This window comes from Oxalicibacterium flavum (assembly GCF_014635065.1).
Taxonomy (GTDB): Bacteria; Pseudomonadota; Gammaproteobacteria; order Burkholderiales; family Burkholderiaceae_D; genus Oxalicibacterium; species Oxalicibacterium flavum.
The window spans coordinates 647186-660598 of record NZ_BMCG01000003.1 but is presented as its reverse complement, the minus strand read 5'-3'; the positions used below and the strand labels follow the sequence as shown (position 1 = coordinate 660598).

Sequence of the window (13413 nt, the reverse complement as noted above, 5' to 3'; positions counted from 1 at the left end):
GAACATGGCATGCATGCGGCAGCAGACACGAATCAACAGGAAGGATGAACATGAGCGGCGATACGGACGAATTTGAAGCGTTGTTTGACGAGATTTCTGCCCAGCGCCTGCAACCATCCTCCCCTCCGGCGGCGCCATCGGCGGCCGTGAACGAAGTGCGTGCCGAAACAAGCGCCGCACCTGCTGTAGAAGAGGCGGAAGCGGCTGCCGAACAATCCGCCGCCGACAAACCCATGTACGAACGTCTGGGCGGCATCGTGCGCCTGCTGCATGACTCGCTGCGTGAACTCGGCTACGACCGTTCGCTGTCGGACGTGGCCTCCGAGATTTCCGATGCGCAGGGCCGTCTCGAATACGTCGCCACGCTGACCGAGCAGGCTGCCAACAAGGTCCTCAATACCATCGACGTGGGCATGCCGGAACAGGAAGCGCTGTCACGCGATGCAAAGCTCATGGACGAACGCTGGACGCAACTGTTCGAAGGCAAGCTCGGCGTCGACGAATTCAAGGCACTGGCCGGCGATTCGCACAGTTTTTCCGCGCGCGTGGCCGCCGCCAGCGAAGCCGAAAAGGCGCGTCTGCTCGACATCATGATGGCGCAGGATTTCCAGGACATCACCGGCCAGCTGATCAAGAAAATCGTCTCCATCACGCACAAGGTCGAGAGCGAACTCGCACAGCTGCTGCGCGACAACGCACCGCCGGAAGTGAAGGCAGCGCAGGCGCAGGCCGAACAGCAGAAGAAAGAGGCGCCAGTCGAGCTCATGAATGGTCCTGCCGCGCCGGCAGTCGCGATGGCGCAGGACGATGTCGATAGTCTGCTTGCCGATCTGGGGTTCTGATGGACGAGATGCTCAAAGAGTTTGTCGTCGAGGCGCTTGATCTCGCCACCAACGTCGAGGAGCATCTGCTCTCGCTCGAGCGCCATCCCGACGACCTGAATACCCTCAATGCCGTGTTCCGCTCCTTCCACACGATCAAGGGCGGCGCCGGTTTCATGAACCTGCCGGCCATGGTGTCGGCCTGCCACCTGACCGAGAACCTGTTCGACGCGCTGCGCACCGGCCAGGTGCCGGTAACGCCGACCGCAATCGAGGCCGCATTGCAGGCCAGCGGCTTCGTCGCCGATCAATTGCAGGAACTCGCCAACGGCGCGCCGCCCGAATCGCTGCCGGCCATGCCGGAATCGCTCGAAAGCATATTGACCACCGCCATCGAAGGTGGCGTTGCCGCCGCGCCGGCCAGCGCCGCAGTGTCCGCGTCAACTGCTGCAAGTGCGCCGGCAGCAGTCGATGATGGGGTGGACTGGGAAGCCCTGTATCTGGCCGTGGTCCCCGCCGGCACGGCCGTGGCATCGGCAGCGGCCACGCCCACCGCACCGCAGCCGGCTGCCGCGACTGCCCCGGCCTCTCCCGCCCCGGCCGCCAAGGCAGGCGGATGGGATGGCGTCGAACGCCGCGGCGGCGACAAGGCTGCCGCCGTGGTCAAGGAAGACAGCATCCGCGTCGATGCGGTCAAACTCGACACCCTGCTCGAGGTTGCAGGCGAATCGGTACAGGCCGCCAATCAGGCTGCCGTGCTGCTCGAAAAACTCGCGCAGTTCCCGGTCGAGGGACAAGCTGCCACGCTGATGGCAGCGCTGGCCGAAACGCTCAACCGCGCCTCGCGCTACTCGACCGAACTGCAGCGCGCCACGCTTTCCACGCGCATGCAGCCGGTCGGCAAACTGTTCCAGCGCTTCCCGCGCCTGGTACGCGAACTGGCCAAGGACCTCGGCAAGGACGTCGATCTGCAGATCGAAGGCGCCGAGACCGAAGTCGACCGCGTGGTCGTCGACAGTCTGTACGATCCGCTGGTCCACATGCTGCGCAACTCGCTCGATCACGGCATCGAGGACAACGAAACACGCGCGGCATCCGGCAAACCGGCAAAGTCCGTCATCCTGCTCAAGGCATGGCAGGAAGCCAGCAGCGTCATGATCGAAATCTCCGACGATGGCAAGGGCATGGACGCGCAAGCCTTGCGTGCCAAGGCGCTGGCCAAGGGCCTGATTTCGGAAAGTGCGGCGCAAACACAGGAAGAAATGCTGCAACTGGTGTTCCTGCCGGGCTTCTCGACCAAGGAAGTCGCCAACAGCGTGTCGGGCCGCGGCGTCGGCATGGACGTGGTGAAAACCGCCGTCGAAAAGCACCGCGGCGCCATCACCATCGATTCGCGTCTCGGCGTCGGCACGCGCTTCTCGATTCGCCTGCCGATCGAACTGTCGATCGTGCCGACCATGCTGGTCCGCAGCTCGGAGGCCGCGCTGGCGCTGCCGATGGCCGTGGTCGAGCGCGTGGTCGAACTGCCGGAAGAGTTCGAACAGGTCGGTGGCGCTCCGGTGCTGCGTGATCAGGGCCGGCCGCTGCCGGTGCGCTCGCTGGCGGGCGCGCTCGGCTACGAACTGGCTGCCGAACGCGTAGGCATCGTGATCTCCGCACCGCAGCCTTACATCCTCTCGGTCGGTGCAGTCGATGGCACGGCCGATCTGGTGATCAAGCCGATGACGGCCATGCATGTGGATGGCATTGCCGGTACCGCGCGCTCGGCCGAAGGCGAACTTGTACTCGTGGTCGGCCTGTCCTTCCTGCTCGAAGGCTGCAAGCCGACCGTCAAGGCGCAATCCGTCAAACTGGCAGCCTGAGCGCTTCTCCCCTTCCGCAAAACAAAACACCCTGATCGCTCAGGGTGTTTTTACATCCGCTTCTGCCAAAGAAGGCGTCAGTCGTCCTTGGCGCCGTCGATATTGAGTTCGTGGATCTTGCGCGTGATCGTATTGCGGCCTATGCCCAGGCGCACCGCCGCGTCGTTCTTGCGGCCATGCGTATGCTTGAGCGCCGTCTTGATCAGGATCGATTCGAACTGGCGACCCAGCACATCCATCACCTCCGGCTGACCGGCGGCCAGCAACGATGCCGCCTCGGCTTCCAGCAGCGCCGTCCAGTTAGACGGCTCGCCCTGCGGCGGCATGGCGAACGACGCCGGCGCAGACGACGCGATTGCCGCCGGCATGGCCTGACCGTCGCCGTCGAGCGGACTGTAGCTGACTGCCGGTACGGCCGGCGCGTTGCCGCTTGCCACCGGCGGCATGCCGGCGGCAAAGCCCTGTCCTTCCGTCAACTCCTGCGGCAGGTCCTTGGCCTCGACCGTCTGTCCTGGCGCCATGACGGTGATCCAGTTGCAGAGGTTCTCGAGCTGGCGCACGTTGCCCGGCAGTTCCAGGCTGCTCAGGAACTGCATCGCGCCGTCCGACATGCGCTTGACCTCGACGCCGAGCTGCTTGGCGCTCTGCGCGAGGAAATGGCGCGTCAGGATCGGGATGTCTTCGCGACGCTCGCGCAGGCTCGGCAGGCGCAGGCGGATCACGTTCAGGCGGTGATACAAGTCTTCGCGGAACAGGCCTTCGCGCACGCGCTGCTCGAGGTTCTGGTGCGTCGCCGCGATCACGCGCACATTGGCCTTGAGCGGCTGGTGGCCGCCGACGCGGTAGAAGTGGCCGTCCGACAGCACACGCAGCAGGCGCGTCTGCAGGTCGAACGGCATGTCGCCGATCTCGTCGAGGAACAGCGTGCCGCCCTCGGCCTGCTCGAAGCGGCCGCGCCGCGTCGCCTGCGCGCCAGTGAAGGCGCCGCGCTCATGGCCGAACAGTTCGGATTCCAGCAGGTCTTTCGGAATCGCCGCCGTGTTCAGCGCGATGAAGGGTTGCGAGGCGCGCGGACTGTGCTTGTGCAGCGCGCGTGCGACGAGCTCCTTGCCGGAACCCGATTCGCCGGTGATCAGCACCGTGACGTTGGATTGCGAGAGACGGCCGATGGCACGGAACACGTCCTGCATGGCCGGCGCCTGGCCGAGGATTTCCGGCGTGTCGGCCGATACGTGTTCGACACTGGTTTCACGCAGGCTTTCCTCGAGCGCGCGGCGAATAAGTTCGACCGCCTTGTCGATGTCGAACGGCTTGGCCAGGTATTCGAAGGCACCGCCCTGGAAGGCCGCGACGGCGGAATCGAGGTCCGAGAACGCGGTGATGATGATGACCGGCAGCCCCGGATGCTTGGCCTTGACCGCCTGCAGCAGCTCGAGACCCGACTCGCCCGGCATGCGGATGTCCGAGACCAGGACCTGCGGCGCGCCATCCTTCAGCGCCTCCATCGCGTCGCGCGCATTGGAGAAGCTCTTGGTCGCAAGATTTTCACGGGCCAGCGCCTTTTCGAGCACCCAGCGAATCGATTCGTCGTCGTCAACAATCCAGATTGGTTTCATATGCTTTTTCTAGTGTTCCGCATGAGGCGGCAATGCGCATGCATTGCCGAATTGTTTGTCCCTTCTCAAGGCAGCGGAATGAGGATTCGGAAATCCGTGTATCCCGGCCGGCTTTCGCATTCGATCACGCCCATGTGCTGCTGAACGAATGTCTGTGCCAGCGTCAAGCCCAGTCCGCTGCCCCCGTCCCTGCCGGAAACCAGCGGATAGAAAATACGATCACGGATGTCCGGTGGAATGCCGGGTCCGTTATCGATGATATGCAAATCTAATGCCAGCCGATAACGCACTTTCGCCAGCGTCACCTGACGGGCGATTCGCGTGCGTAATATCAGTTCTGCATCGCCATCCTTCATGCGCGGCGTCAGCACCTGCGCCGCGTTATGGGCAATGTTCAGCACGGCCTGGATCAGTTGTTCCTTGTCGCCGCGGAACTCCGGAATCGACAGGTCGTAATCGCGCCTGATTTTCAGGCCGTTCGGAAATTCGGAGGTGATCAGGCTGCGCACACGCTCGCAGACTTCATGGATATTCACGTCGCCGACGATGTGCGGCCGCCGGTGCGGCGCCAGCAGGCGGTCGACCAGCGTCTGCAGGCGATCGGCTTCCTTGATGATGACCTGGGTATATTCGCGCAGTTCCTTCAGATGACGCTCGGGCAGCTCGAGCTCGAGCAGCTGCGCCGCGCCGCGGATGCCGCCCAGCGGGTTCTTGATCTCGTGCGCGAGGTTGCGGATCAGCTCCTTGTTGGCCTGGCTCTGGTCCAGCAGGCGCTCCTCGCGATCGAGCTTCAGTTGTTGGAGGTTTTCGCGCAGTTCGATCAGAACCGGCATCTCCGGATTGTCGAGCGCGGTGACCACCACGTGTACCTGCAAGGGTTCGCGGCCCGGTCGCTCGAGCGTCAGTTCCTGGCGCTTGTCGGCAAACACATGCGCGAGCGCTTCGCGGAACATGTGCTCGAGTTCCTCGTTGCCGAGAAAGAGTTCGTGCAGGGTATGGTTGACCAGCGTCTTGCTCGACGATTCGAGCAGGTTTTCCGCCGCTGGATTGGCATAGAGAATGTAGCCGTCGGGGTTGAGCACCAGCACCGCGGATGCCAGCAGGTCGAGACCACCGAAGGAAGGCGTCAATTTTTTCACAGGACTCCATCAGAAAGGCCGCTCAAAAAAGAATGGCCGCAATCGCGGCCAGACTCAAGCAAACATCATACCGATGCAAAGCATCTTATTGGAGATTGCCCAGCTCGCGTTTCAGTGCTTCGATATTGCGTTCGGTACGCGCCACGTCGTCCTTGAGCGCGGCAGTCCGCTCCTGGTACTTCGCATAGTTGCGCTCGTCGCCACGCCGCTCGGGCTCGCCGTTGTTGTACTCGCTCTTCAGCGCGGTCAGCTTGTCCTGCTCCACCTTCATCTCGTCGAGCAGGATGCGCTTGCGGTCATTGTCGCGCGCCTTCTGTTCGGCGGTGTTCACACGCGGAAAATCCGCCGGCGAGGTCGCCGCCACGCGCGGCGCCGCGGGACGCGCCACCGGCGTCGGCGACACTACCGATACGCCCGACAGGTCGACGCGCTTGCAACGCGCGGTCGGGCCGGTATTCCGGTATTCGCGGCGCCCCTGCGCATCCACGCACAGGTAGACGTCGTTTTGCGCCGACGCCGGCACGACGATGGCAGCCAGAAGCAGGACCACAAGTTGCTGTTTCATACATAGCCGAGGAAAGCCTGGAGAATCCCTAGTTTATGTCAGGAAACAAGCGCATGACAAACGGCTTGCGTACGCCATGGCCATAAAAAAAGCGGGAAAAGCAACACGCTTTTCCCGCCTCCCTTACGACCGGTGAAACACCTGCGATTACAGCGAATAGTACATATCGTATTCGACCGGATGCGCGGTCATGCGGAAACGCGTGACTTCGTTCATCTTCAGTTCGATGTACGCATCGATCATCGCGTCGCTGAACACGCCGCCGCGGGTCAGGAACTCGCGGTCCTTGTCCAGGTGCTCCAGCGCTTCTTCCAGCGAGGCGCAGACGGTCGGGATCAGCTTGTCTTCTTCCGGCGGCAGGTGGTACAGATCCTTGGAGGCGGCTTCGCCCGGGTGGATCTTGTTCTGCACGCCGTCCAGACCGGCCATCAGCAGCGCGGCGAAGCACAGGTACGGGTTGGCCAGCGGGTCCGGGAAACGGGTTTCGATACGACGCGCCTTCGGATTAGGAACGTGCGGAATACGGATCGAAGCCGAACGGTTGCGCGACGAGTAGGCCAGCTTGACCGGTGCCTCGAAGCCGGGAACCAGACGCTTGTACGAGTTGGTGCCCGGGTTGGTGATCGCGTTCAGCGCCTTAGCGTGCTTGATGATGCCGCCGATGTAGTACAGCGCGAATTCCGACAGGCCGGCATAGCCGTCGCCTGCGAACAGGTTCTTGCCATCCTTCCAGACCGACTGGTGGACGTGCATGCCCGAGCCGTTGTCGCCAACGATCGGTTTCGGCATGAAGGTCGCGGTCTTGCCATAGGTGTGGGCGACGTTCCAGACCACGTATTTCAGGTTCTGGGTCCAGTCGGCGCGCTCGACCAGGGTCGAGAACTTGGTGCCGATTTCGTTCTGGCCGGCGCCGGCGACTTCGTGGTGATGCACTTCGACCGGGATGCCCAGCGATTCGAGGATCAGGCACATTTCCGAACGCATGTCCTGGAAGCTGTCGACCGGCGGAACCGGGAAATAGCCGCCCTTGACTGCCGGACGGTGGCCGGTGTTGCCGCCTTCGATCTTCTCGCCGGTGGACCACGATGCTTCCTCGGAATCGATCTTGACGAAGCAGCCATCCATGCCGATCTTCCAGCGGATGCCGTCGAAGATGAAGAATTCAGGCTCCGGACCGAAGTAGGCGGTGTCGCCCAGGCCCGACGATTTCAGGTAGGCTTCGGCACGCTTGGCGATCGAGCGCGGATCGCGGTCGTAGCCCTTGCCGTCCGACGGTTCGATCACGTCGCACTGCATGAACAGCGTGGTTTCTTCCATGAACGGATCGATGTGGGCGGTGTTCGGATCGGGCATCAGCAGCATGTCGGATGCTTCGATACCTTTCCAGCCGGCGATCGACGAACCATCGAAGGCATGGCCGGATTCGAACTTGTCCATGTCGAAATGCGAAACCGGCACCGTGACGTGCTGTTCCTTGCCACGTGTATCAGCGAAGCGAAAATCAACGAACTTCACTTCGTTGTCTTTCACCATCTTCAAGACCTCTGCGGCCGTCGTTGCCATGCGAATCTCCTAAATATGAGCGGGTAGTACAGGGAATTGTGTCGGTTGTGATCCGTGCGGTGTTCAATTGCGCTAACAGCGTGCGTCCATAACTCGCACGGGATAATAGCAGATTCCATGCCACCATTTGCAGCAGGGGACGGTCCATTTCGATCCATGTAAATCATTGAATTACAAGGGAAAGCACTGTTTTGGACAGGTGCTTATCAAAGCAATCACATTCCGAGATTCACCAACATTGTGCATTTATGTGTTTTCGCACAATTAACGTGCGCAAAATGGATGAAAGGCAATTTTCGCCCACTATTGGTGCATTAAAGATAGAGCAGGCACAAGGCGCCTACGGCCGTTGGCAAGGCCGCTCCGGCCAGCAGTCCCTGCACCGTCACTGCCCCGTTGCGAAAGCCTGCGCGCAGCAGCGCAAGACCGGCCGGATTCGGCGCGTTGGCGATCACCGTCAGGCCGCCGCCGGCAACCGCGCCAGCCATCAGCATGTACTTTGCACTGTCCGACATGCCTTCGATCAGCGACCCCAGATAGGTCAGCGCCGCGTTGTCGGTGATCGCCGTCAGGCCCAGTGCGCCGAAGAACAGCGCCGTCGGTTCCAGTCCCGCGACGATGGGCTGCAGCCACCATTGCTGCATCCCGCCGAGGATCACGAGTCCGGCGAGGAAGAAGCCGACCAGCAGCGCCTCCTTGAGGATCAGGGGTGCCTGGTGGCGGCTGTAGGCGCGCGTATAGCCAAGGAAGAACAGGAACAGCCCGATGAAGATGACCGGATGATGCGCGAACACCACCACGCCGGCCAGAAAAGCCAGATGGATCAGGCACACAATGCGCGGCACACCTTGCTCGGCAGCCGGCTGCGGCGCATCGCCGCCCAGGTGCCGGCGCAGCAGCAGGCTGACGCCCGTGGCATTGACGAGCACCGCGAGCGCTGCCTTCCAGCCGAAATGCGTGAACATGAAGGCGCTGTCCCAGTTCCACTTGGTCGCCACCATCAGCACCGGCGGCGCCGCGAACGAGGTCAGCGTGCCGCCGATGGAGACATTGACGAACAGCACGCCCAACGCGGCGTACTTCAGCCATTCGGGAATGCCGTCGCGGAACACCAGCGGTCCCAGCATCAGCGCCGCGAGCGTCATTGCCGCCGGCTCGGTGATCAGCGAGCCGATCAGCGGCACCAGCCCCAGGCACAGCCAGACACGCGCTACCGTGTCGTCGACCGGCAGTGCGCGCGCAATGGTCGCAACCAGCATTCTGACCACCGCCAGCACCGGGCGCGAGGCGGCGATCACCATGATGACGAACACGAACAGCGGCTCCGTGAAATGGCGCGACTCCGCGTAATCGAGCGCGGCATCGCCGCCGGCGATCAACGCCATCACGGCAATCAGCACGAAGGCCCAGAAACCGAAGACCACCTCGACCTCGCCCAGCAGATGCAGCAATCCCTCATGTCGCGGATAGCGATGGGCGAGTCGGGTGAAGAAGGAAGCGGTGAAGGTATGCAGCAGAGCGATGGCAAAAATGATGGCCGCAACAAGCTCGATCGTGGTCATGCCGTCCCCTGTGATGGTGGTCGGTCATTATAGCAAGCGCGCCTTGCCCGGCGGCATGTCACAATCGCTTCACGCGGGTTGAGTACACTGCCGTTTTGCCACCGTCTTTGTTACCGTGCCTGCGCCATGCGATCCGATCCCCAGCCTTCCTGCCGCCGCATTCTTCATGCGGTCGCCACCCTGCTTGCAGCCACGCTGTTCGTCGGCACGCCGGCTGGTGCGCAGTCCGCGTCGACTCCGGCACAAGCGGAAGAAATCACGGTCAAGATCATCGCCTTCAACGACCTGCATGGCCATCTCGACCCGCCGCAGCTCGCGATCCGCACCCAAGGGCCGGACGGCAGGAGCATGCGCGTACCGGCCGGTGGTGCGGCCTACCTGGCCGATGCCATCCGCACGCTCAAGCAGCACACTCCCTATCACGCGGTGGTCTCGGCCGGCGATCTGGTCGGCGCCTCGCCGCTGCTGTCGGCGCTGTTTCTCGATGAGCCTACCGTTCTTGCCGCCAACCTGTTCGGACTGGACTTCAACGCCGTCGGCAATCACGAATTCGACCGGGGCGCCGCCGAACTGCAGCGCCTGCAGGACGGCGGCTGCACGCAGCACATCAGCCGTCCGCCGTGCATACTGGATGGCCATTTCCAAGGTGCGCGCTTTGGCTTCCTCGCGGCCAATGTATTCCAACGCGATGGGTCCACCCTGTTCCCGGCGGCCGGCATCAAGGTCTTCGGCCCCGACGCGCGGCAAGTCAAGATCGGTTTCATCGGCGCGACGCTGAAGGGAACGCCCGCCATCGTCACGCCCGCCGGTGTCGCCGGCCTGCGCTTCGGCGACGAAGCGGACGCCATCAATGCGCAGATTCCTCAGTTGCGGGCGCAAGGCGTGCACGCCATCGTCGCCCTGATCCACCAGGGCGGCACCACGACCGGCCGACAGGATGCAGACCGTCAGTGTCTCGATCTGGAAGGCGAGATCGTACCCATCATCGAGCGACTCGATCCTGCGATCGACGTCGTCGTCTCCGGCCATACGCATCGCGCCTACCTGTGCGACTACCGCCGCGCCGACGGCAGCAACGTCCTGCTGACCAGCGCCGGCCAGTACGGCACGCTGCTGACCGAGATCGACCTGACGGTCGATACGCGCAACGGCACCGTCGTCGGCCGATCCGCGCGCAACGTGATCGTGCAGAGCGAACCCTTCACGGATGCCGACGGCGCTGCGGTCGGGCTGGCAGCAAGCCAGCCGCGCTTCGACAAGGACCCGGCGGTCGAGGCGCTGCTGCAACGTACCCGCATCGCCGCCGCGCCGCTCGCCGCGCGCCTATCCGGCCGCCTTGCCGCTGCCATCACGCGCAGACCGGCGGATTCGGGCGAGAACTCGCTCGGCAATCTCGTCGCCGATGCCCATCTCGCCGCCACGCATGCGGCCGACAAGGGCGGTGCGCAGATCGCCTTCATGAACCCGGGAGGCCTGCGTGCCGACCTGATCGTTCCCGTCGGCGGCGGCGACGTCGACTATGCCCAACTCTTCAAGGCGCAACCGTTCGGCAATCATCTGGTGGTCCTGCAGTTGACGGGCCGGCAGTTGAAGATGCTGCTCGAACAGCAGTTCGCCGGCCGCAACCGCGAACGTCCGCGCGTGCTGCTGCCTTCCGCCGGCTTCACCTATCGCTACGACCTGTCGCGCCCGGCCGGACAGCGCGTCTCCGCCATGCGCCTGCATGGCGCGGACATCGTCCCCGAGCGCACCTATCGCATCACCGTCAATAATTACCTGGCAGCGGGTGGCGACGGCTTCGGCCTGCTGCGCGGCCTCGCCCCGGTTGCCGAAGGCATGCCGGACGTGGACGCACTCGACGCCTATCTGCGCAGCCATTCGCCAGCCACACCATTGGCGCCGCCAGCCACCGATCGTATCCGGCGCGTGCATTAAGCGGCGCAGCAGGTCGCCGCCCTGCTTGCTCCTCTATAATCGATGCCAACATTCGCATCCCATACAGGAACACATGCCATGAGCAACGACATTCTCGACGCCGGCCGCGCACGCGGCCGTCACGACAACCTTCCCTATGCAGGCGCGCTGACGCCACAGGAAAGCCATGCGCTGCTGCTGGCCGATCCGCGCGTCAAGCTCATCGACGTACGCACCGATGCCGAACGCGACTGGATCGGCAAACCCGCCATCGCGCCCGAGCAGCAATTCGCCGTGCAGTGGAACCTCTATCCGGGCGGCGCCCGCAATCCCGATTTCCTGCAGCAGCTGGAACAGGTCGCCGGCAAGGACGATGTCTTGCTGTTCCTGTGCCGCGGCGCGGTGCGCTCCAAGGGCGCGGCAAAACTGGCGGCCGAGAACGGCTACGTCAACAGCTTCGACGTGCTCGAAGGATTCGAGGGCGGCAAGGATGCCAACGGCCATCGCAACAATGTCGACGGCTGGCGCAAGGCGGGTCTGCCGTGGATAGGTGCCTGAAGATCGCAATAGATCGCGCAGTGGCCCCGACGTCGTAAAGACGCGAGCCGCGCAATGAAAAAGGCAGACCGCGGTCTGCCTTTTTCATTTGCATTACCAGCCTAGTCGAGCTTGGCCGCGTGCTCGCGCGTCTCGTGGAAAACGATGTCGGGCCAGCGTTCCTGCGTCAGGCGCAGGTTGACGCCCGAGCTTGCCAGATAGGCGAGATTGCCGGCAGCGTCGTGCGCGAGGTTGTGGCCGGCCGACGACTTTTCGAACTCGGCCAGCTTCTTCTTGTCGTCGCACGAAATCCAGCGCGCGGTGCTGATGCTGGTGCCTTCGAACACCGCATCGACGCCGTACTCGTTCAGCAGGCGGCTTGCCACCACCTCGAACTGCAGCACGCCGACGCCGCCCAGCACGAGATCGCTGCTGTTGACCGGCTTGAAGACCTGGATCGCGCCCTCTTCGCCCAGTTGCTGCAGCCCCTTGTGCAGTTGCTTGATCTTGAGCGGATTGCGGATGCGCACCGAGCGGAAGAATTCCGGCGCGAAGTACGGAATGCCCGTGAACTGCAGCAGTTCGCCTTCGGAGAAGCTGTCGCCGATCTGCATGTTGCCGTGGTTGGGCAGGCCGATGATGTCGCCAGCGTAGGCTTCCTCGACCTGCTCGCGGCTCGATGCCATGAAGGTGACGACACTCGACACCTTGATCTCGCGGTTCAGGCGCAGGTGCTTGACCTTCATGCCGCGCTCGAAGCGTCCCGAACATACGCGCAGGAAGGCGATGCGGTCGCGGTGCGCCGGGTCCATGTTGGCCTGGATCTTGAAGACGAAGCCGGAGAACGGTTTTTCGGTCGGCTGCACGGCGCGCACGGTCGCATCGCGCTCGCGCGGCGGCTGCGCCCAGTCGAGCAGCGCGTTGAGAATTTCGCGCACGCCGAAGTTGTTGATGGCGGAACCGAAAAATACCGGCGTGCGCGTGCCGGCGAGGAAGGCATCCAGGTCGAACGGATGCGAGGCGCCGTGCACCAGTTCGACTTCCATCTTGAGCTGCTCGATCTCGAGCGGGAACATCTCGGCCAGCTTGGGATTGTCGATGCCCTTGACGATCTCGAAGGTCTGGTCGGCCTTCTCGTTACCGGGTGCGAACAGCATGATCTCGTCGCGCAGCAGGTGATAGACGCCGCGGAAATTCTTGCCCATGCCGATCGGCCACGTCACCGGCGCGCACTCGATCTTGAGCACCGACTCCACTTCGTCGAGCAGTTCCAGCGGATCGCGTGTCTCGCGGTCCAGCTTGTTCATGAAGGTGACGATGGGCGTGTTGCGCATGCGGCACACGTTCAACAGCTTGATGGTCTGTTCTTCCACGCCCTTGGCGGCATCGATCACCATCAGCGCCGAGTCGACCGCGGTCAGCACGCGATAGGTATCCTCGGAAAAATCCTGGTGGCCCGGCGTGTCGAGCAGATTGACCACGTGATCGCGATACTCGAACTGCATGACCGAGCTGGCGACCGAGATGCCGCGCTGCTTCTCGATGTCCATCCAGTCGGAGGTCGCATGGCGGCCGCTCTTGCGGCCCTTGACGGTACCGGCGAGCTGGATCGCGCCCGAGAACAGCAGCAGTTTTTCGGTCAGCGTGGTCTTGCCGGCATCCGGGTGGGAAATGATGCCGAAGGTGCGGCGGCGCGCGACTTCCTTGGCGATCAGTTCGGCAGAAACACTGCGCGGTTCGGCTGTCTGGTCAAGGTCGTCAGAAACGGGAGTATCGGGCGCGGAAGACATGAAATAGCCCTGGAAAAAGGCCACAAGTCTACCGATTCCAACGC

At 63.2% G+C, this 13413-nt stretch carries 10 protein-coding genes; 4 read left to right on the top strand and 6 right to left on the bottom strand.

Annotation, left to right across the window (positions count from 1 at the left end; translation table 11 throughout):
* Positions 1–50 precede the first annotated feature (50 nt).
* Together IEV38_RS10135 and IEV38_RS10130 are read left to right on the top strand one after the other, a co-directional pair.
* The gene (locus IEV38_RS10135; RefSeq protein WP_188396046.1) at positions 51–842 is read left to right on the top strand and encodes a protein phosphatase CheZ; all 792 of its coding nucleotides are present in this window, start codon (positions 51–53) and stop codon (positions 840–842) included.
* Positions 842–2683 carry a chemotaxis protein CheA gene (locus IEV38_RS10130; RefSeq protein ID WP_188396045.1) on the top strand — a complete coding sequence of 614 codons (1842 nt, stop codon included), beginning with the start codon at positions 842–844 and terminating at the stop codon, positions 2681–2683. Before IEV38_RS10135 ends, IEV38_RS10130 begins: the two co-directional genes overlap by 1 nt.
* 77 nt (positions 2684–2760) lie before the next feature.
* On the opposite strand, the gene ntrC is transcribed toward IEV38_RS10130, so the two are convergent.
* From ntrC to IEV38_RS10105, 5 genes are all read right to left on the bottom strand, one after another.
* Positions 2761–4299: a nitrogen regulation protein NR(I) gene (gene ntrC / locus IEV38_RS10125; RefSeq protein ID WP_188396044.1), complete on the bottom strand. Its 1539-nt coding sequence runs from the start codon at positions 4297–4299 to the stop codon at positions 2761–2763.
* A gap of 65 nt (positions 4300–4364) precedes the next feature.
* Positions 4365–5438: a nitrogen regulation protein NR(II) gene (gene glnL / locus IEV38_RS10120; RefSeq protein WP_188396043.1), complete on the bottom strand. Its 1074-nt coding sequence runs from the start codon at positions 5436–5438 to the stop codon at positions 4365–4367.
* Between the two features lie 85 nt (positions 5439–5523).
* Complete coding sequence (locus IEV38_RS10115; protein WP_188396042.1) at positions 5524–6003, bottom strand: DUF4124 domain-containing protein; 480 nt, start codon at positions 6001–6003, stop codon at positions 5524–5526.
* A gap of 147 nt (positions 6004–6150) precedes the next feature.
* The gene (glnA, locus tag IEV38_RS10110) at positions 6151–7566 is read right to left on the bottom strand and encodes a type I glutamate--ammonia ligase (protein ID WP_188396041.1); all 1416 of its coding nucleotides are present in this window, start codon (positions 7564–7566) and stop codon (positions 6151–6153) included.
* Positions 7567–7880: 314 nt separating this feature from the next.
* The gene (locus tag IEV38_RS10105; protein WP_188396040.1) at positions 7881–9128 is read right to left on the bottom strand and encodes a putative Na+/H+ antiporter; all 1248 of its coding nucleotides are present in this window, start codon (positions 9126–9128) and stop codon (positions 7881–7883) included.
* A gap of 126 nt (positions 9129–9254) precedes the next feature.
* On the opposite strand from IEV38_RS10105, the gene IEV38_RS10100 reads away from it, so the two are divergent.
* Both IEV38_RS10100 and IEV38_RS10095 read left to right on the top strand, forming a co-directional pair.
* On the top strand, positions 9255–11063 hold the full coding sequence (locus tag IEV38_RS10100; protein ID WP_188396039.1) for a bifunctional metallophosphatase/5'-nucleotidase: 1809 nt from the start codon (positions 9255–9257) through the stop codon (positions 11061–11063).
* Between the two features lie 78 nt (positions 11064–11141).
* On the top strand, positions 11142–11600 hold the full coding sequence (locus IEV38_RS10095; RefSeq protein WP_188396038.1) for a rhodanese-like domain-containing protein: 459 nt from the start codon (positions 11142–11144) through the stop codon (positions 11598–11600).
* 101 nt (positions 11601–11701) lie between these two features.
* Here IEV38_RS10095 and IEV38_RS10090 read toward each other — a convergent pair whose 3' ends face one another.
* Positions 11702–13369 (bottom strand): peptide chain release factor 3, encoded by a 1668-nt coding sequence (locus IEV38_RS10090; RefSeq protein ID WP_188396037.1) that lies wholly within the window; start codon positions 13367–13369, stop codon positions 11702–11704.
* Positions 13370–13413: the final 44 nt, after the last annotated feature.

Bases quoted from the DNA above. Each gene is read 5' to 3' on its own strand.
- IEV38_RS10135 (WP_188396046.1), top strand. From the start codon at position 51: ATGAGCGGCGATACGGACGAATTTGAAGCGTTGTTTGACGAGATTTCT.
- IEV38_RS10130 (WP_188396045.1), top strand. From the start codon at position 842: ATGGACGAGATGCTCAAAGAGTTTGTCGTCGAGGCGCTTGATCTCGCC.
- ntrC (WP_188396044.1), bottom strand. From the start codon at position 4,299: ATGAAACCAATCTGGATTGTTGACGACGACGAATCGATTCGCTGGGTG.
- IEV38_RS10115 (WP_188396042.1), bottom strand. From the start codon at position 6,003: ATGAAACAGCAACTTGTGGTCCTGCTTCTGGCTGCCATCGTCGTGCCG.
- glnA (WP_188396041.1), bottom strand. From the start codon at position 7,566: ATGGCAACGACGGCCGCAGAGGTCTTGAAGATGGTGAAAGACAACGAA.
- IEV38_RS10105 (WP_188396040.1), bottom strand. From the start codon at position 9,128: ATGACCACGATCGAGCTTGTTGCGGCCATCATTTTTGCCATCGCTCTG.
- IEV38_RS10100 (WP_188396039.1), top strand. From the start codon at position 9,255: ATGCGATCCGATCCCCAGCCTTCCTGCCGCCGCATTCTTCATGCGGTC.
- IEV38_RS10095 (WP_188396038.1), top strand. From the start codon at position 11,142: ATGAGCAACGACATTCTCGACGCCGGCCGCGCACGCGGCCGTCACGAC.
- IEV38_RS10090 (WP_188396037.1), bottom strand. From the start codon at position 13,369: ATGTCTTCCGCGCCCGATACTCCCGTTTCTGACGACCTTGACCAGACA.